This is a genomic window from Carnobacterium gallinarum DSM 4847, assembly GCF_000744375.1.
Lineage (GTDB): Bacteria > Bacillota > Bacilli > Lactobacillales > Carnobacteriaceae > Carnobacterium > Carnobacterium gallinarum.
This window is the reverse complement of record NZ_JQLU01000005.1, coordinates 2,698,557-2,716,480: the sequence shown is the minus strand read 5'-3', so window position 1 is coordinate 2,716,480 and position 17,924 is coordinate 2,698,557. Positions and strand designations below refer to the sequence as shown.

The 17,924-nt window shown below is 34.6% G+C and carries 15 protein-coding genes; 5 read left to right on the top strand and 10 right to left on the bottom strand.

The window, feature by feature from the left end; translation table 11 throughout:
- Window positions 1-12: 12 nt before the first annotated feature.
- The 3 genes from BR43_RS17270 to BR43_RS17260 all read right to left on the bottom strand — a co-directional run bounded on the left by BR43_RS17270 (window position 13) and on the right by BR43_RS17260 (window position 1,798).
- A complete protein-coding gene (locus BR43_RS17270; protein WP_034564222.1) occupies window positions 13-738 on the bottom strand; it encodes a YebC/PmpR family DNA-binding transcriptional regulator in 726 nt (241 codons plus the stop codon).
- A 114-nt stretch (window positions 739-852) separates the two neighbouring features.
- Window positions 853-1,371 (bottom strand): VanZ family protein, encoded by a 519-nt coding sequence (locus BR43_RS17265; protein ID WP_034564220.1) that lies wholly within the window; start codon window positions 1,369-1,371, stop codon window positions 853-855.
- A 124-nt stretch (window positions 1,372-1,495) separates the two neighbouring features.
- Window positions 1,496-1,798: a DUF7649 domain-containing protein gene (locus BR43_RS17260; RefSeq protein WP_034564218.1), complete on the bottom strand. Its 303-nt coding sequence runs from the start codon at window positions 1,796-1,798 to the stop codon at window positions 1,496-1,498.
- 197 nt (window positions 1,799-1,995) lie between these two features.
- Here BR43_RS17260 and BR43_RS17255 point away from each other — a divergent pair, with 197 nt between their 5' ends.
- A complete protein-coding gene (locus BR43_RS17255) occupies window positions 1,996-3,807 on the top strand; it encodes a M3 family oligoendopeptidase (protein ID WP_034564216.1) in 1,812 nt (603 codons plus the stop codon).
- A 456-nt stretch (window positions 3,808-4,263) separates the two neighbouring features.
- Here BR43_RS17255 and BR43_RS17250 read toward each other — a convergent pair whose 3' ends face one another.
- Both BR43_RS17250 and BR43_RS17245 read right to left on the bottom strand, forming a co-directional pair.
- A complete protein-coding gene (locus tag BR43_RS17250) occupies window positions 4,264-5,625 on the bottom strand; it encodes a C40 family peptidase (protein WP_034564214.1) in 1,362 nt (453 codons plus the stop codon).
- Between the two features lie 169 nt (window positions 5,626-5,794).
- On the bottom strand, window positions 5,795-6,340 hold the full coding sequence (locus BR43_RS17245) for a DNA-3-methyladenine glycosylase I (protein ID WP_034564212.1): 546 nt from the start codon (window positions 6,338-6,340) through the stop codon (window positions 5,795-5,797).
- A gap of 200 nt (window positions 6,341-6,540) precedes the next feature.
- Here BR43_RS17245 and trhO point away from each other — a divergent pair, with 200 nt between their 5' ends.
- A complete protein-coding gene (gene trhO, locus BR43_RS17240; protein WP_034564210.1) occupies window positions 6,541-7,506 on the top strand; it encodes an oxygen-dependent tRNA uridine(34) hydroxylase TrhO in 966 nt (321 codons plus the stop codon).
- Between the two features lie 53 nt (window positions 7,507-7,559).
- Here trhO and BR43_RS17235 read toward each other — a convergent pair whose 3' ends face one another.
- The 3 genes from BR43_RS17235 to BR43_RS17225 all read right to left on the bottom strand — a co-directional run bounded on the left by BR43_RS17235 (window position 7,560) and on the right by BR43_RS17225 (window position 10,348).
- Window positions 7,560-8,363, bottom strand: coding sequence for an ABC transporter ATP-binding protein (locus tag BR43_RS17235; protein WP_034564208.1), 804 nt, complete (start codon window positions 8,361-8,363; stop codon window positions 7,560-7,562).
- A gap of 1 nt (window position 8,364) precedes the next feature.
- Window positions 8,365-9,270 carry an ABC transporter permease gene (locus tag BR43_RS17230; RefSeq protein ID WP_034564206.1) on the bottom strand — a complete coding sequence of 302 codons (906 nt, stop codon included), beginning with the start codon at window positions 9,268-9,270 and terminating at the stop codon, window positions 8,365-8,367.
- Between the two features lie 91 nt (window positions 9,271-9,361).
- Window positions 9,362-10,348: an ABC transporter substrate-binding protein gene (locus BR43_RS17225; RefSeq protein ID WP_034564204.1), complete on the bottom strand. Its 987-nt coding sequence runs from the start codon at window positions 10,346-10,348 to the stop codon at window positions 9,362-9,364.
- A gap of 567 nt (window positions 10,349-10,915) precedes the next feature.
- Between BR43_RS17225 and BR43_RS17220 the strand changes: the two genes are divergently transcribed.
- Both BR43_RS17220 and BR43_RS17215 read left to right on the top strand, forming a co-directional pair.
- A complete protein-coding gene (locus BR43_RS17220) occupies window positions 10,916-11,245 on the top strand; it encodes a hypothetical protein (protein ID WP_034564202.1) in 330 nt (109 codons plus the stop codon).
- 140 nt (window positions 11,246-11,385) lie between these two features.
- Window positions 11,386-14,859, top strand: a complete 3,474-nt coding sequence (locus tag BR43_RS17215; RefSeq protein WP_051934021.1) for a transglycosylase domain-containing protein — start codon at window positions 11,386-11,388, stop codon at window positions 14,857-14,859.
- Between the two features lie 101 nt (window positions 14,860-14,960).
- On the opposite strand, the gene ccpA is transcribed toward BR43_RS17215, so the two are convergent.
- A complete protein-coding gene (ccpA, locus tag BR43_RS17210; RefSeq protein WP_034564201.1) occupies window positions 14,961-15,965 on the bottom strand; it encodes a catabolite control protein A in 1,005 nt (334 codons plus the stop codon).
- A gap of 258 nt (window positions 15,966-16,223) precedes the next feature.
- On the opposite strand from ccpA, the gene BR43_RS17205 reads away from it, so the two are divergent.
- Window positions 16,224-17,324 carry a M24 family metallopeptidase gene (locus BR43_RS17205; protein ID WP_034564199.1) on the top strand — a complete coding sequence of 367 codons (1,101 nt, stop codon included), beginning with the start codon at window positions 16,224-16,226 and terminating at the stop codon, window positions 17,322-17,324.
- 45 nt (window positions 17,325-17,369) lie between these two features.
- Here the strand turns inward: BR43_RS17205 and BR43_RS17200 are convergent, their stop codons facing one another.
- Window positions 17,370-17,915, bottom strand: coding sequence for a YtxH domain-containing protein (locus BR43_RS17200; RefSeq protein WP_034564197.1), 546 nt, complete (start codon window positions 17,913-17,915; stop codon window positions 17,370-17,372).
- Between the last annotated feature and the right edge of the window lie 9 nt (window positions 17,916-17,924).

The following is a 17,924-nucleotide window of genomic DNA, read 5'->3' as shown; positions in this document are numbered from 1 at the left end:
AGCTTTTATTATTTATATTTCAGCGTTGTGAAAGACTTCTGATACGTCATCGTCTTCTTCTAATTTATCTAACATTAGTTGGAATTGTGTCGCTTTATCAGCCGGTAACTCATTAGTTGTTTGAGGTATCATGGTGATTTCTGCTTGAGCTAAAGTATAACCTTCCGCTTCCAAACTATCTCGAACCGATACAAAATCAACTGGCTCCGTATAAATTTCAAAAACTTCATCAGAGGTTTCCATTTCTTCCCCACCTGCTTCTAAAACACTCATTAACATTGTATCCTCATCAACATCTAAACCCGCTCGCTCAATCGCTAAATAACCTTTACGATCAAACATATAACTAACCGAACCTGTTTCACCCAAAGAACCACCATTTTTATTAAATGCAACTCGAACATTAGTACCTGTCCGATTCCGATTATCAGTTAATGCATGTACTAAAACAGCAATTCCGTTTGGTCCATATCCTTCATAAGTAACTTCTTCATAATTTTCACCTTCGCCACTTTGACTTCCTTTAGCAATAGCTCTTTTCACATTATCATTAGGCATATTAGCTGATTTGGCTTTATCAATCATCATACGCAATTGAGGATTGATGCCAGGATCCGAACCACCACTTTTTACAGCCATATAAATTTCTCTTGATATTTTTTGAAAAATTTGCCCACGTTTTGCATCTTGCGCATTTTTACGCCCTTGAATATTACTCCATTTTGAATGTCCTGACATCCTTATCCCTCATTTCATTGTGTAATTAATTTTATATCTTTCCTTCATTTTACCAAACTACACTAATTTAGTGCAAATTAAAATCAGATTTTCTTATTTTATCATCACTACATTCTATTTTTTATGTTTCTTTTTTTTACCAAATAATTGACTAAACAGCACGGCGATTAAAACAGCTGTTAAAGCACCAACACTATCCAGTATAACATCTTGAAAAAGTGGCGTACGATCTGCCGTAAAACTCTGATGAAATTCATCAAAAGCGGCATAACCTGCAGCTAAGCTCCAAGCAATAAACGCTGTTAACCCAATACTGTACAATCGATTTTTCAAACCTAAGAACCAGAATAAACCCAGTAAAAAGTACGTACCAAAATGAGCTCCTTTGCGGATAAAGAATTCAATAAAAGGAACATACCCTTTAGCAGCAATACTAACTTCCCCACCACCTGCGTAATTAAAATGAATACCACTTAAGAGTTCTTTAAAAGGTTGATTTACTAACAGCTTATCTAAATATGGTGCTACAGTTTGTTTACCAAAAGGTTGTGATGAACTGTAAAATAAAATACCCATCATCACAATCGCAAGAAGAATAAATAAATTATCTTTTGTAGCTAATTTCAATTTCATAAAAGACCTCCTAATTTACTTTGCTCTCTTATGTTACTATTTTTTCAGAAAAAAGCTACCTTTTCTAGGTACAATTTTTTATAACTAATCAAAAAAAGAGACGCATCTGCATCTCAATAATTTCTTAAATTCTTTTTTGAATTTCATATTTCATTTCATCAAAACCAAATATAACGCCCCACATCAGAATAATAATCAGCATTGCAACGGCTACTCCAGAAGTGAATGCACCAAGCGCTAAACCAGATAAACCAATATATATAGCTACCTTCCCTAGGTTTTTATTTTGATCTCGATTGCCAATAACCATCAACACAACAGCACCAATTAATAACGTAACTACCAAAGGATTACCAATTAAATCACGGATAAATGAAATTGCTAAAAACCCTTCAATCACCAATAAAACTCTTAAATTTCTACTCATTTTCTTCCCATCCTTTTTAATGAATTTAACTTACTCTACTCCTTTAGTTTAACTGAGTTTTTAATGAGAACCTACCGCCTAAAGAACCAACTCTTTCTCAGACTTTGGATGTACATTGATTTTATCTATTTATTTTGCTATATTTAAACGAATTAAGTTATACTTAGAGTATTAAAAATTGGAAAGGAAGTTATTAAATGAAGTATTCAATCAATTGGGATTTAGAATCTATTTTCCCCGGAGGTAGTACATCGACTGCCTTAAAAGAAAAGATTGTTTTATTAAAGGAACAAATCACGAACAATTCAACTGAAATTCAAAATTGGACACCTGATACTGACCAACCTAGTTATTCACATTTCGGTAAGATCTTAGCTCATCAAGAAAAAATCAACTTTGGATTAACTCAAGCGTTTAGTTTCATTACTGCCGTACAATCTGCAGATGTAAATGACAAGTATGCTGGCGCTGTCACTGGTCAATTATTAGAGTTAAGTAGTCAGTTTGCTACAGTGTCCACTGTTTTCGTAAAAAAAATGGTAAACATCTCTAATGATGAATGGCAAAAACTAGTCAGTTTAGCTGAGTTTAGTTCAATCGCCTTCAATCTTTCTGAAACTAGATTCCATGGACAAGAATTATTAAGTGAAGCTGAAGAAGCATTAATCAACGCCCTAAGCATTGACGGATTTGAAGGTTGGAGTGAACATTATGATACCCTTGTGAACACCATTGAAATCCCTTTTGAAAATGCAGATGGAACAACAACTTTACTTTCTGCCGGACAAGCCTTTAATAAAATGATGGCTGATCCAGATCCAAAAGTTCGGAGTGAACTATTTGAAAAATGGGAAATCACTTGGGGCAGATTAGCTCCAGCTTTTGCAGATACTTTAAACCACTTAAGCGGATTTCGCTTGGCAACCTATAAATCTCATGGAGTAACAGACTTTTTAAAACAACCTTTGGAATATAATCGAATGAAACCTGAAACCTTAAATGCTATGTGGCAAGCCGTAACCGATCATAAAGCACCTTTTATTGATTATTTGAATCGTAAGGCACATTTATTAGGTAAAGAAAAATTAGCTTGGGAAGATGTCGATGCTCCTATTATTATGCCTGGTGCTGAACCTCAAGTCTATCCATTTGATGATGGTGCTGATTTTATTGTAGCGAATTTCAAGAAATTCAGTCCTAAGATGGCTGAATTTGCTCAAATGGCTTTTGATCAGCAGTGGATTGAAGCTGAAAATCGTAGTGGCAAACGTCCTGGTGGTTACTGTACTTCATTGCCAGAGTCTGGTGAATCACGTATTTTCATGACCTACGCTGACTCTCCTAGCGAAGTCTCCACTCTTGCTCATGAATTAGGACATGCATTTCATAGTTATGTAATGAAAGATTTACCTGGCGTTCGTCAAGAATATGCTATGAACGTTGCTGAAACAGCCAGCACATTTGCAGAAATGATTGTCGCTGATGCAACTGTTCGCGAAGCAAAAAATGAAGCTGAAAAAATCACTTTACTAGACACCAAGATGTCAAATGCGCTAGCTATGTTCTTAAATATTCATGCCCGTTTTATTTTTGAAACGAATTTTTATACAGAAAGAAAACAGGGCATTGTCACTGCTGAAAGAATTTCCGAACTAATGGAAGCTGCTGAAAAAGAGGCCTTCCAGAATTCTCTGAGTAACTATCATCCGCATTTTTGGGCAAGTAAGTTACATTTTTATATTTCAGAAATTTCTTTTTATAACTTCCCATATACCTTTGGCTATTTGTTTAGCTTAGGAATCTACGCTCGCTCTCTTGAGGAAGGTGCTGGTTTTGAAGATAAGTATATTGATTTATTACGAGATACCGCTTCAATGACAACAGAAGACTTAGCGATGAAACACCTAAATGTGGATCTGACAAAACCTGATTTTTGGGTAGCTGGTATTCAAATTATGGCTCAAGATGTCACTACTTTTATGGAACTAACTGAATCTTATTTAAATTAATTACTAAAAACTCTCATGAAATCCATTTGTTCAAAATGATGATTTCATGAGAGTTTTAGTTTTGTTCCATCACAGGAATGATTAAGACTTTTTCTTAGAGTCTTCAATCCTATAATAAAAAAGCATCTTCAGACTCTACCTGCTGATATTTTATTCTTCATAACGACCAGTAAAAATCCCAAAGAAAAGGAAGCTTGAGCAATTTTTTCGAGAAAGTAACCGTTAACTATACTTCTCTTAACAACTTGTTTCCACCTCTATCAATCAAATACAATAGAACCCTTCGTATTTCTATTGATATATATTTAAAGACAATTGTTTCCTATTAAAAATAGATAGTTTAACTTTTACAATTTACCTTCGTCATTTTAAAATTGTAAGTATTTTAATTGGATCCTATTCTTTAATTTACAAAAAAAAGATGCGAGTTTCCTCGACATCTTTTAGTATTTTCGCTTAATATCTACCGTAACCTACAATATAATTACCCCAATACCCACTGTAAGAAGCATATGCCACTCCTGGAGTACTTTGTGAACCAATAAATGTGCTTGAGTTAACATAGATTCCAACATGATCAATGACTCCACCTGATTGAGAGAAGAAAACTAAATCTCCTGCTTGCGGAGTTGATACTTTTTGCGATTGTGCATATTGATCAGATGCTACACGAGGAATTCTTTTTCCAGCTTGAGCAAAAACATACTGTGTGAATCCAGAACAGTCAAAACCATTTGGTGTTGTTCCACCCCATAAATAAGGTGTTCCAAGAAATGATTCAGCAATCGGTTTTAAACTTGCCCAAGAAGTTCCACCACCTGTTGGTGGTTGAACAGGATTCACAGGAGGTTGTGGTTTCGGTTGTTCTGGCTCCGGTGTTGGTGTTGGTTCAGGCGTTGGTGTTGGATTCGGAGTTACCGATCCGCCTCCATTATTGCCACTATTTCCTCCAGCTGGAGGTTGAACAGGGTTCACATTTTCTGGTTCTGCACTTGAAGAAGATTCTGTTGAATTACTAGATTCGTTAGATGCTACAGAAGAACTTTCAGATGCTTTTGAAGATTCTTCCTTTGTTTTAGCTACAGCTAGTTTAACTGCTTTAGCTGATTCTTCTTTTGCAGCTGCTAATAATGCAACTTGTTTCTCAGCTTCCGCTTTTTGAGCCAAGAATGATTGTTTTTCACCTTCAGCGACTGCTGTTTCAGACGCTAATTGAGCAACAACTGCTTCTTTTTCAAATTTTTGGCTGGCTAATTTAGTTTGTGCTGATTCTAACTGACCAGCTAGTGCATTTTGTTGATTCACCTTTTGTTCTGTCTCAATTTTTTTCGATTTAACTGCATCTTGGTCACGAACTTGCGCTTGGACTAATTCACGATTTGCTGTAACAAGTTTCCCAACAACATCAATTCTTCCAATAATATCCGTAACAGATTCTGCATTAATAATAAATTCAACATAGTTTGAACTATCGCCGTTCACTTGTACAGAACGAGCTTGATCTTGTAACTGTCCATTACGCTGTTGAATTTTTTCTTGTAATACGGTAATTTCTGAATCTAATTGGTTCATTTCTTGATTGGCCGTTTGAATATCAGCTAATAATTGTTTAGCATTGGCTTCATTTGATGCAATTGAAGACTCGATATTTTCCAAATCAGTTTGTGTTGATGATGAGGCATTTTTCAAAGAATTTATTTTAGTATCCTGTTGTTGAATTTTCGATTCAATTGTATCTGCATGAGCAACAACTGGTAATATTACAGAACTAAACGTTAGGCTACCTAAGATGGCGATATTAATTAACTTTTTATTCATTTTTTGAGCTCCTCCAAAGTAAGTGTCATCGTTATATTTTATTTAAGTATTTCTTAATGTTTTTTAATTATAACATATACCAAGTTTTAATAGCATATCGTTTAGATTACAATCAAATTTCATTTCTCTTGTTATTTTATTTGTTACTGACCTTTATTTCAAGCTTTATTTAATAAAAATCGCAATCAAGTAAATGATCATTTACTAGCCCTGAAGCCTGTATAAATGCATAACACGTCACCGGACCAACAAATGAAAAACCACGTTTTTTTAAATCTTTGGCTAACTTTTGTGACAGTTCTGTTTCAGTAGGAACTTCTTCTCGTTTTTCAAATTGGTTTACAATTGGTTTTCCATCTACAAATGACCACAAATAATCATCAAAGCTTGTAAATTCTTCTTGAACCCTTAAAAAAGCCTGAGCATTTTTTATGATAGAGTGTATTTTTAATTTATTACGAATTAATCCGGCATTGGTTAATAATTCTGATTTTTTCTCCTCGTTATACAAAGCAATTTTTTGATAATCAAAACCGTCTAAGGCTTGACGAAAATTCTCTCGTTTTGTTAAAACAGTTGACCAACTTAAGCCAGCTTGCATTGTCTCCAGAATCAACAACTCAAAAATAGCTTGATCTCCATGAAGTGGCTTTCCCCACTCAGTATCATGATATTTTTTATCTAATTCTGATTTTGCCCAATCACAACGTTTCATTTACTCATTCCTCCAATTGTATACCGTTTCTTTTTATCTTAGCGAAATCCAGCTTGCATAGCAACAATTTTGAAATCATTGTACAATTCAACACAAGCAAATACATTGTTTCCTTTATTTATTCATGATATGATTCATTATTGGTGATTCTAGCTATTTTTTTCACTGCAAGGAACATTTAACTAGGAGGAATTTTAATTATGTCAAAGGATATTCGAGTTTTACTTTATTATCAATATGTAACAATAGATAATGGAGAACAGTTTGCTAAGGATCATTTAGCATTTTGTCAAGAAATCGGGCTGAAAGGTCGGATTTTAGTCGCAGATGAAGGAATCAATGGTACTGTTTCTGGAACCTATGAAGCGACAGAACGTTATATAGAAGAAATGCATGCAGATTCACGCTTTGCTACAACTATTTTTAAAATCGATGATGAAAATCAAGATGCTTTCAAAAAAATGCATGTTCGTTATCGTCCAGAATTAGTTTCGTTAAATCTTGAAGACGATATAAATCCATTGGAATTAACAGGTGAGTATTTAAGTCCACAAGAATTTCGTGAAGCTATTTTAGATGAGAACGTAGTTGTTATTGATGCTCGTAATGATTATGAATATGATTTAGGTCATTTTAGAGGAGCTGTCCGTCCTGATATTCGTAGTTTTCGTGAGTTGCCTCAATGGATTCGTGACAACAAAGAACAATTTATGGAAAAACGCGTGGTTACTTATTGTACCGGTGGAATTCGTTGTGAAAAATTCTCTGGCTGGTTGGTCCGAGAAGGCTTTAAAGATGTTGGTCAACTTCATGGTGGAATCGCCACTTATGGAAAAGATCCAGAAGTTCAAGGAGATTTATGGGATGGGCAAATGTATGTCTTTGACAGCCGTATCAGCGTACCAATCAATCATAAAGAACATGTTATTGTTGGTCGTGATTGGTTTGATGGATTACCTTCTGAACGTTATGTCAACTGTGCCGACCCAAAGTGCAATCGTCAAATTCTAACTTCTGAAGAAAATGAAGCTAAATATTTACGTGGCTGTAGTCATGATTGCCGTATTTCACCTGAAAACCGCTATGTGAAAGAACATCATTTGAGTTTAGATGAAGTTGCTGAACGTCTAGCTGTACTTGGTGAAAAACTGCCAACTTTAAATTAATTGTATAAAAATATCCTTAACTAATAGATAAATTAGCTAAGGATATTTTTTTATTAAGCTAAAATCAATGCATCATCGTTCATTGCGGTTCCACTATTTTTTTGGAATAAGGCTAATAAATCTGGTACAGTTAATCCTTGCTTCTCTTCCCCTTTAACATCCACCACAATTTGCCCATTGTATAGCATGATTAAGCGATTGCCGTAACGAATCGCATCTTCCATATTATGCGTAATCATTAATGTCGTTAATTGCTTCTCTTGAACAATCTTCTCAGTTAAATTTAACACCGATTGACTTGTTTTAGGGTCTAATGCTGCCGTATGCTCATCTAATAAAAGCAATTTAGGTGTGACTAACGTTGCCATTAATAATGTTAATGCTTGGCGTTGTCCCCCAGAAAGCAAACCAACTTCCATTTTCAAACGATTCTCTAAACCTAAATCAAGTTCTTTTAATTGGGCTTTAAATTCACTACGCTGTTTCTCTTTGACTCCTTTAGATAAACCACGACTCTTACCACGATTGTAAGCAATAGCTAAGTTTTCTTCTATTGATAAACGAGTTGCTGTTCCCATTCTTGGATCTTGGAAAACTCGTCCAATATATTTTGCACGTTTTGCTGTTTTTTGACTAGTTACATTGATTTTATCTAAAAATAGTTGTCCTTCATCAACACCAAAACTGCCAGCAATACTATTTAGTAACGTTGATTTACCAGCGCCATTCCCTCCGATAATCGTTACAAATTCACCTTGCTTCAAAGTTAAATTAATCCCTTTTAAAACATGATGCTCATTGACGGTTCCAACTTCAAAGCTTTTATGGATCCCTTTTAATTGTAAGATGTCTGTCATCTTATACGCCGCCTTTCTTTTTCGCTGCTGCTTTTGGTTTTAAACTAACTCTTAGTTTGCTACGTAAAAGTGGTGATGCTAAACAAATGGTTAAAATAATTGCCGAATATAATTTCAAATCTGTTGGAGCCACACCAAATTCTAAAACAATCGCAATAATTAAACGATAAATAATCGATCCTGCAATAATCACAAATAGTCGTTGAACAAAACTCACATTGTTGAAAATAACTTCACTAATAATAATCGAAGCTAAGCCAATTACAATTGTGCCAACTCCTCCACTAATATCCGCATATCCATTATTTTGTGCTAGTAATGCTCCAGATAAAGCAATTAACCCATTAGAAATCATATACCCTATAATTTTCATTGCATCCGTATTGATTCCGTTTGCCTCACTCATTTCATTGTTATCTCCTGTTGCATGGATAGCCAACCCCACTTCTGTACTAAAGAATAGATATAGGAAAAGAATCACAACTAAAACAAAAATTGCGCCAATCACTAAAACAGCGTAAGGCTTATCTAAACCTAAGTTTGTAAAAAAGCTCATTACTGAATCTTGACCAAGTAATGAAATATTTGCTTGTCCCATAATACGTAAATTAATTGAATATAATGCCGTCATGGTTAAAATACCGGTTAACAATGCTGGAATTTTTAATTTAGTATGTAGTAGACCTGATACTAAACCAGCTAGCATTCCTCCGACTAAACCTAAAGTTGTTGCTAATAATGGAGATATTCCACTAATAATAAGTTTAGCGCAAATCGCTGCACCTAAAGGAAAACTTGCCTCTGCTGTTAAATCTGCAATATCTAAAATCCGATAGGTCAAATAGACACCAATCGCCATCGTAGACCATAATAAACCTTGTGAAACACTTGATAAAATAATATCCATCTAACAAATCTTCCTTCCTAAACATCCTTATCTTTAGTAAAAGAGCTAGTTACAAACAGCTCTTTTACTAAATCATTTGACTTTGCTTATTTTATTTATCTAATTTAATACTATCTGGATCAATTCCAATAGCTTCTGCCATTTCTTTATTCACAACTAATTCTAACTTTGTTGATGTTTCAACAGCTAAATCCTCTGGTTTTGCTTCGCCTTTTAGAATTTTGACTGCTAGTTTCCCAGTTTGACGGCCTAAATCTTTGTAATCAATTCCATAAGTTGCTAAGCCACCAACTTTAACTTGTTCTGTTGCTCCAGCAACAACCGGAATTTTCTTCGCTTTTGCAATTTCACCCACAGTTGCCATTGTATTCGCCAATGTATTGTCAGTAGGAACATATACTCCTTGAACATCGTTTGCTAATGATGTCATTACTTGTTGGACATCATTTGTTGATGTAACTGTTGCAACTTTAACTTCAACTCCGCCTTTTTCTAAAGCTTTTTTAGCTAAATCTGCTTGAATCACTGAATTTTCTTCACTTGAATTATAAATAATTCCGATTTTTTTCGCTTTTGGCACAATTGAAAGCAATAGTTTTGTTTGATCTTCTACTGGCACCATATCACTTGTTCCCGTTACGTTTCCACCTGGTTTTTCATTGCTTTTAACAATCTTAGCTGCAACTGCATCGGTTACAGCAGTGAATAATACAGGGATTTTATCGGTCTCATTAGCAACAGAAATTGTTGCAGGTGTTGCAATTGTCAGAATAACATCGTTTTTATTTTTAACTAAACGTTCACTCATACTTTTTAAATTCGCTTGATCTCCTTGAGAATTCAAAGAATCCAATGTCAGATTCTTGCCTTCTTCATAACCAGCATCTTTTAATTCTGCTAAAAATCCTTCTCTCGCTTCATCTAAAGAATTGTGCTCCATATACTGTAAAATCCCTACTTTAACAGAACCATCTTTTTTGCTTGCATCTTTCCCATTGCTACACCCTACAAGAACACCTAAAGCTAATGCTCCTGTCAAACCCGCTACTACGTATTTTTTTAATGTTGTTTTTTTCATTTTTATTTCCTCCATTTTTTAGTTGATTTCTTTTAACCATTTTTACTAAAATATTTCCTCCTATTCCAACTCATTCACTACCAGGTAGATAAAATTAAAAAGCATCTACTTCTAGATTTATCGAAAATCTAAGTAGATGCTTCCTAAACTGATCCTATTCCACCAGTTAAATTATAAAAGCCACTTAGATTTGACAGAACAATCTATGTGGCGAATTTTGCATGTTAAAATTCTCTAGCCCCATAGACACAAACATTACGGTTTGCATCCATGATTTCCCATGTACACAAACACTATCTAAAGTAGCTAAAGAAGAAATTATTCAGTTGTGTTGGTTTCTGTAAATTGCAATTAGTCATAGCAATCCCTCACAATCAAAATTTATCGTGTTTTTAGTATAATAAAATTTCAGTAAGAAGTCAAACACTTTTTTATAATCAAATTCTAACATAGAAGAACAGTCATTATTAAAATTGAAAAAAACTTGAATTTCAGCAAATTTTTTTTAATTTTTTTCTATACTATTGTATACTTATTCTTAGATTCTATTTAAAAGGGAGAGTAATAATGAAATCATTTAACCAGACAATTTCAAACTTGGCTCAACAAATGGGTTCAAGTAAACATTATCTAGATGGTCACTATTATCGTATAAAAAAGGAGAACGCTACTACCTACAAAATTGCTTCACTAGTAGCTGATCCATGTGGCGCCTATCTATATAATCCACAATTGACTGTCAAATTTCAGTCACAAACGGATGAAATCCTATCAATTAGTTACTTTAATGACTATCAAACACCAACAAAAATGCTCTCTTTTTCAGAAGAAACAAGCGTATTTTTAACATCTGAACTCACGCAATTAGTCAATGAGATCAAACAAGCCTACAAATAAAGGTTTACTATAAAATTTTTTGACACGAAAAACCAAACTTTTCGTAAGTTTTTTGATTAAGGATGTTATTTCCTGACAGTTTTTGTTATAATAATGCAGAATATATATTTTATTAATTAAGATACTGAGGTGAACACAATTTGAATGATCCACAAAACAACAACTCCTCATTTAGTGAAAAAATAAAACAAGGATTCACTATTGTAAAACGAGTTGTGAAAGAAAAATGGATTTCTTTCAAAGAAAAAAAGATTAATTCTAATGAAGAGCAACAATCAGATATTTCTTCTGCATCCTTTCATGAGCCAGGTTACGTGGAACCGACGAATAATTTCACAACGGATTCCTCCAAAACTTCTCATTCTGATGCAACTATTGATGCTCAACAAGAAACGGATACTGCTGATAATCAAGTGACAGATCCGATAATTACTAATGACCAGTCGGTTCAAGATGAAGCCCATTCTAATAGTGCTGATTCAAAGGATCTACCTGCTGTCCCAAATTCGGAAAATGTTGATATCGAGAATAAAAGCATAGAGGAACCTCTAGAGGGAATTTCCATTGAAGAAAGTAACAAACCTGAAGAAATTCAATCTGACACTCTTTCTTTAGAAAATAATGACTTACCTTCTGAAAAAGAACCTTCTGATCAACCTGTTGAGAATAAAATAGTTGCCTTTCTACTAGCAGCTCAAGTGATTCTCTTGGCTGAGTGGAATAAGCTTAAACGAAAATTAAACAAAGCTGATACAGAACAATTATCAGGCTCTGTTGAACCTCCTCTTGAAAGCAATTTAGAATCCGACTTAATCGCACCTGGTTCACTTACTGAAAATCCAGAAGTTGATGCTTTAGACTCTTCTAGTGAAGAAAACCCAGCTAACCTTCTTGATACAAAAGAAGAAACTTATGAATTAGCCATCATTCCTGCCCTACAAGAGGAAGTACCAACTCCACCAACGGATTCTAAAAAGAAGTTAATTTTTTCATTCAATGTCACTTATGGAGTAATAAAAAGCTTAATTTTAAGCTTAATTATCGCTATTTTAGTTGGCGGTGCCTTGGCTAGTGGAATTGGATTAGGCTACTTTGCCTATTTAGTTTCTACTGAAAAACCACCTACGTACGAAGAAATGAAGGCTGATATTACAAACTTAGAACAATCATCAACAATGTATTTTGCAGATAACCAGCCGATTGGAGCGGTTAAATCCGACTTAGTTCGTAAAGTGGTTCCTTTAAGTGACATGTCTAAAAACTTACAACATGCTATTATTGCTACTGAAGATGAATACTTCTATAAACACAATGGTATTGTCCCTAAAGCTGTGGCTCGTGCTTTAACACAGGAATTTACTGGTGCAAAAGTTCAAACTGGTGGATCAACCTTGACCCAACAACTAGTTAAACAACAAATTTTGACTAGTGAAGTTTCGTTTAAACGAAAAGCCAATGAAATTTTACTAGCGATTCGTTTAGAAAATTATTTTTCCAAAGATGAAATTTTAGAAGCTTACTTAAATACCTCAACCTTTGGAAGAAATAGTAGTGGCCAAAATATAGCTGGTGTAGAAGAAGCAGCTCTCGGTATTTTTGGAGTTCGTGCAAGTGAATTAAACTTAGCACAATCTGCTTTTATTGCTGGTCTACCACAAAGTCCATCGCTTTATACACCTTACAATCAATTAGGAGAACTTCGCTCGAATTTAGAGCCTGGTTTAGAACGTAAAAATACAGTACTTTTTAGAATGTATCGTGAAAAATTTATTAGCAAAAAAGATTATGAAGAAGCACTTAACTACGACTTAGTTAAAGACTTTGTTCAACCAACACAAACGGTTGACAATCATGACTATTCATTTTTATACAATCGCGTTTTAAAAGAAGCAACCTTAATTGTTATGAAAAAAAATTATACAGCAGATAAATTAACTGAAAAAGATATTACTGAAAATGATACTCTCTATAACAAATATTACTTTGAAGCTGAATCACAAATACAAAATAATGGATATGAAATCCGTTCGACTATTGATAAAGGTGTCTATGATGCCATGCAAAATGTAGTAGCTAATTATGGCGATCAATTTGGTCAAACCTATTATCGGAATAAAGTCGATCAATATACTGGCGCTTTGATTCTAGATAAAACAACTGGTGAGCCTGTAATGGAACCTGAACCTGTTCAAAATGGTAGTGTTCTAATGGATAATGCAACTGGTCGTGTCATTGGTTTTGTTGGTGGACGTGATTTTTCTATTAGTGAAGTCGATCATGCCTTTAGTACCCATCGTCAACCTGGTTCGACAATTAAACCACTTTTAGTTTACGCTCCTGCCATTGAGCAAGGATTAATTCAACCTGCAACTATGATTCCTGATACAGCCATCAACTTTACTCAATCTGATGGTTCATCATGGAACCCAAGTAACTATGGTGGTAGTATTACTGGAAAATTCATCAGTGCAAGGGATGCATTAAAACGTTCATACAACAATCCAACTGCTAAAATTTATTTAGAAATGTTGAAAAGCTCTCCTGAAGGAATGAAACCTGAAGATTACATGAAAAAAATGGGATTCACTTCGATTTCAGATGCAGAGTACGAAAGTGGCCAACCTGCCTTATCGCTTGGAGGTACAGAAACAGGGCCTACCGTTATGGAACAAACAAATGCTTTTGCAGCTGTTGCCAATAATGGAACTTATGTTGAAGGATACATGATTGAAAACATTACTGACAAAAAAGGCAATGTCATCTATCAGCATGAAGCAAAATCAGAAACAGTCTTCACACCACAAACAGCCTATCTAACAATTGATATGATGCGTTCGGTTGTTGAAAGTGGGACTGCTGCTGGTATTTTAGGTGAATTAAACTTCTCGCCTGATTTGGCTGGGAAAACGGGAACAACTAATGACTTTATTGATGTTTGGTTTGTTGCTAGTACACCTCAAGTGACCTTAAGCTCATGGATTGGTTATGACAATGATGGTGAATCTCGTCATCAGCTGCAATACTATGATAATGGAGCCGATTTCGATGCCAGTGGTGCTAATGAATCTTATTGGGCACAGCTAGCAAATGCTATTTACAGTGTCAACCCTACTATTATGGGAGCAGACAAAAGCTTTACTCGTCCACCGGGAATTTCTTCATCTACTGTTTTAGAACAAACTGGTATGAAACCTGGAAAAATGACACTCCCTGATGGAAAAACAATTGATGTTACTGGTCCAACTAGAAGTGATTTATTCAATACTAACTTTATACCCGGGGTTACCACTTATGACTTTGCTGTGGGTGCCAATTCTTATGAACTCAATAATTTCTGGTATGAAACCTATCTAAAAGCTCGTGAAACTGAAGAGAAAAAGAAAAAAGAAGAGGAAGATAGGAAGAAGAAAGAACAGGAAGATAAGAAAAAAGAAGAAGAAGACAAGAAAAAAACCGAAGAAGAGAAAAAGAAAAATGAGGACGAAGCAGCGGCTAAAAAGAAAAAAGAAGAAGAGGATAAGAAGAAAGCTGAGGAAGAGGCAAACAAACCTACTCCACCAGCTACTCCACCTCCAACCGCTGGTGGTACAACTACTATCACGACTACTCCATAATTTAATTATTGTTCGGAAGGTTAGCGATTCAAAGCTAACCTTCTTTTTTTATACAAAAAAGCTAGAGCGACTGTTTTTTAACAGATGCTCTAGCTTTTTAGTTATTTTTTAGTTGTATCACGATTTGCAATGTTATAAGGCAATACAATCGTTTTTTCATCTACTTCTTCTTTGTTCATTAACTTTGTTAATAGGCGCATCGAAACTGCTCCAATATCATACAACGGTTGAGTAATTGTACTTAAACGTGGACGAATCATTTCCGTTAATTTTGAGTTATTACTTGTAATGACTTCAAAATTTTCTGGAATTTTAACGCCTTGATCTAGCGCTCCGTTTAATACACCGATAGCTAATTCATCGTCCCCTACGTAAGCAGCTGTTGCTTTAGCTGAAGATAATTTGTCATACAATGCTTCACCAGATTTATATGAATATTCAGATTCAAAAACCAAGGCTTCATCAAATTTAATACCAGCTTTTTTAAGAGCTTTTTTATAGCCATTTAAACGGTATGTTCCATTGATTGGTTCTAATAATGAACCAGCAATGAAAGCAATACGTTTGTTGCCTTTTTCAATTAATTGTGTGATGACTTGCTCTGTCGCTGCTTCATAATCGATATTCACACTACCTACTTGTTCATCTGGATCAACTGTTCCTGCTAAGACTACAGGCGTTTTTGAACGTGAAAACTCAGCACGCATTTCATCTGTTATTTTGTGTCCCATATATATCACACCATCAACTTGTTTAGCTAATAATGTATTCAATACTTGAATTTCTTTTAAATCATTTTGATCAGAGTTTGCTAAAATGATATTGTATTTGTACATTGTAGCAATATCATCAATCCCTCTTGCTAATGAAGCAAAATATAAATTCGTTACATCTGGAATAATTACACCTACAGTTGTCGTCTTTTTACTTGCTAGTCCACGTGCAACCGCATTCGGACGATAATCCAAACGATCGATAACCTCTAAAACTTTCTTTCTTGTTGTTGGTTTCACATTTGGGTTGCCATTGACAACTCGTGAAACTGTTGCCATTGAAACATTCGCTTCTCTTGCAACATCATAAATTGTAATTGTTTGTTTTTCCATGAGTTTATTTTCTCCTTTTATTTTTTAATTTAGTTTCTGAACATTCCTATACTCCTACAATTTAACAAATTATCAAGCAAATTGCAAACGTTTTACTCTCATTTTCATGAAAATTTCATCTTTGTTTTCAAAAAGCGCTCTCTTTTACCTAGATTTAGGCATTTATGACTTTTTTTTCTAAACATATTGGCTTTTTAATGCTACAATAAGAAGTGAGTTTGATTCTATTTTTTAATTAAAAAGAAAGAAGGATTTGATATGAAAAAACAATTAGTTGAACTACAGAAATGGTTAAATGAAAATCAAGTTGATGTAGCATTCATCAACGATCCAGCAAATATTGCTTATTTTACTGGGTATGAAAGTGATCCTCATGAACGAATTTTAAGTTTGCTGGTTTTCCCAAAAGCAAACCCCTTTTTATTCACCCCTGCATTAGAAATCGCAGATGCCCAAAATAGTGAATGGGAATTTAATGTTTTTGGCTATTTAGATAATGAAAATCCATGGACAATTATTGCCGAGCAAATCAAACAAACTACCGATGCTTGCAACAATTGGGCAGTCGAAAAAGAATTCTTAACATTAGCTAGGTTTGAAGCTTTACAAACCGAATTTTCAACTACCGATTTTACCTATGATTTAACTCCTGTGATTCAACGACAAAAGTTGATTAAAACACCAGAAGAAATTGCAACAATGATTGAAGCCGGCAAGTGGGCTGATTTTGCTTTTGATATTGGATTTAAAGCCATTCAAGAAGGTGTTTCTGAACAAGCAATTGTCGCTGAAATTGAATATCAGTTAAAGAAAAAAGGCATTATGCAAATGAGCTTTGATACTCTCGTACTTGCCGGTGATAATGCAGCGAGTCCTCACGGTAATCCTAGCCAAAGAAAAATTCAAAAAAATGAATTAGTTTTATTTGATTTAGGTGTTGTTTATAATGGCTATACAAGTGATGCTACTCGAACTGTAGCATATGGCGAGGCATCAAAAGAATCTCAAAAAATTTATGCAGTTGTCTTAGAAGCTCACGAAGCAGCGTTACAAGCAGTTAAACCTGGGGTTACTGCTGGAGAACTTGACAAAATTGCTCGTGATATTATTACTGCTGCTGGCTATGGCCCGTATTTTAACCATCGTTTAGGACATGGTTTAGGTAGTTCTGTTCATGAGTTCCCTTCTATCATGGAAGGCAATTCACTTGTGATTGAAGAAGGCATGTGTTTCTCAATTGAACCAGGAGTTTATGTTCCCGGTGTAGCAGGTGTCCGAATTGAAGATTGTTTATATGTAACTAAAGATGGATGTGAAGTCTTCACACATACACCAAAAACGTATACTGTCATCAACTAACTAAAAAAGCTGCATCCAAATTTGGATGCAGCTTTTTTAATGTACTTATTTTTTAATTTCTTTTTTTACTTCTTTGGCTGTATCTTTAACATCTGATGCAACGTCTTTTGCGGTTGCTGTTGTCTTTTCAGCAGCATCTTTCGCTGTATCTGCTACATTTTCTTTAATATTATCTGCTTTTTCTGTCACAACATCAGTCGCTTTTTCAGCACTATCTTTTGCTTTTTCCGCTGTGTCAGCAACTTCTTCTTTCACTTCTGCTGCTTCATCTTTTAATTCAGCACGGATATCATCTAAATCACTATTTACTTCTTTAGATGTTTGTTTTAATTGTTCTGCAAATTGATTTGCTGTTCCTTTTAAGCTAATTTTAATATCAGAAGTTGCATCTACTGCAGCATTTTTTAATTCTGTTCCACGATCAACGGCTAAATCAGCATAATCTTTCGCAGTACCTTTAAACTCTTCTGCTCTACCAGAAAGTTCTTCGCGTAATTCTTGTCCTGATTTTGGAGCAAATAATAAAGCTGTTATTGCTGCTGCTGTTCCTCCGATTAATGCACCTAAGAAAAATCCACCTTGTTTACTCATATGTCTATT

What these genes read in the sequence shown, in the direction of transcription:
- BR43_RS17270 (WP_034564222.1), bottom strand. Translation starts at nt 738, where the DNA reads ATGTCAGGACATTCAAAATGGAGTAATATTCAAGGGCGTAAAAATGCG.
- BR43_RS17265 (WP_034564220.1), bottom strand. Translation starts at nt 1,371, where the DNA reads ATGAAATTGAAATTAGCTACAAAAGATAATTTATTTATTCTTCTTGCG.
- BR43_RS17260 (WP_034564218.1), bottom strand. Translation starts at nt 1,798, where the DNA reads ATGAGTAGAAATTTAAGAGTTTTATTGGTGATTGAAGGGTTTTTAGCA.
- BR43_RS17255 (WP_034564216.1), top strand. Translation starts at nt 1,996, where the DNA reads ATGAAGTATTCAATCAATTGGGATTTAGAATCTATTTTCCCCGGAGGT.
- BR43_RS17250 (WP_034564214.1), bottom strand. Translation starts at nt 5,625, where the DNA reads ATGAATAAAAAGTTAATTAATATCGCCATCTTAGGTAGCCTAACGTTT.
- BR43_RS17245 (WP_034564212.1), bottom strand. Translation starts at nt 6,340, where the DNA reads ATGAAACGTTGTGATTGGGCAAAATCAGAATTAGATAAAAAATATCAT.
- trhO (WP_034564210.1), top strand. Translation starts at nt 6,541, where the DNA reads ATGTCAAAGGATATTCGAGTTTTACTTTATTATCAATATGTAACAATA.
- BR43_RS17235 (WP_034564208.1), bottom strand. Translation starts at nt 8,363, where the DNA reads ATGACAGACATCTTACAATTAAAAGGGATCCATAAAAGCTTTGAAGTT.
- BR43_RS17230 (WP_034564206.1), bottom strand. Translation starts at nt 9,270, where the DNA reads ATGGATATTATTTTATCAAGTGTTTCACAAGGTTTATTATGGTCTACG.
- BR43_RS17225 (WP_034564204.1), bottom strand. Translation starts at nt 10,348, where the DNA reads ATGAAAAAAACAACATTAAAAAAATACGTAGTAGCGGGTTTGACAGGA.
- BR43_RS17220 (WP_034564202.1), top strand. Translation starts at nt 10,916, where the DNA reads ATGAAATCATTTAACCAGACAATTTCAAACTTGGCTCAACAAATGGGT.
- ccpA (WP_034564201.1), bottom strand. Translation starts at nt 15,965, where the DNA reads ATGGAAAAACAAACAATTACAATTTATGATGTTGCAAGAGAAGCGAAT.
- BR43_RS17205 (WP_034564199.1), top strand. Translation starts at nt 16,224, where the DNA reads ATGAAAAAACAATTAGTTGAACTACAGAAATGGTTAAATGAAAATCAA.
- BR43_RS17200 (WP_034564197.1), bottom strand. Translation starts at nt 17,915, where the DNA reads ATGAGTAAACAAGGTGGATTTTTCTTAGGTGCATTAATCGGAGGAACA.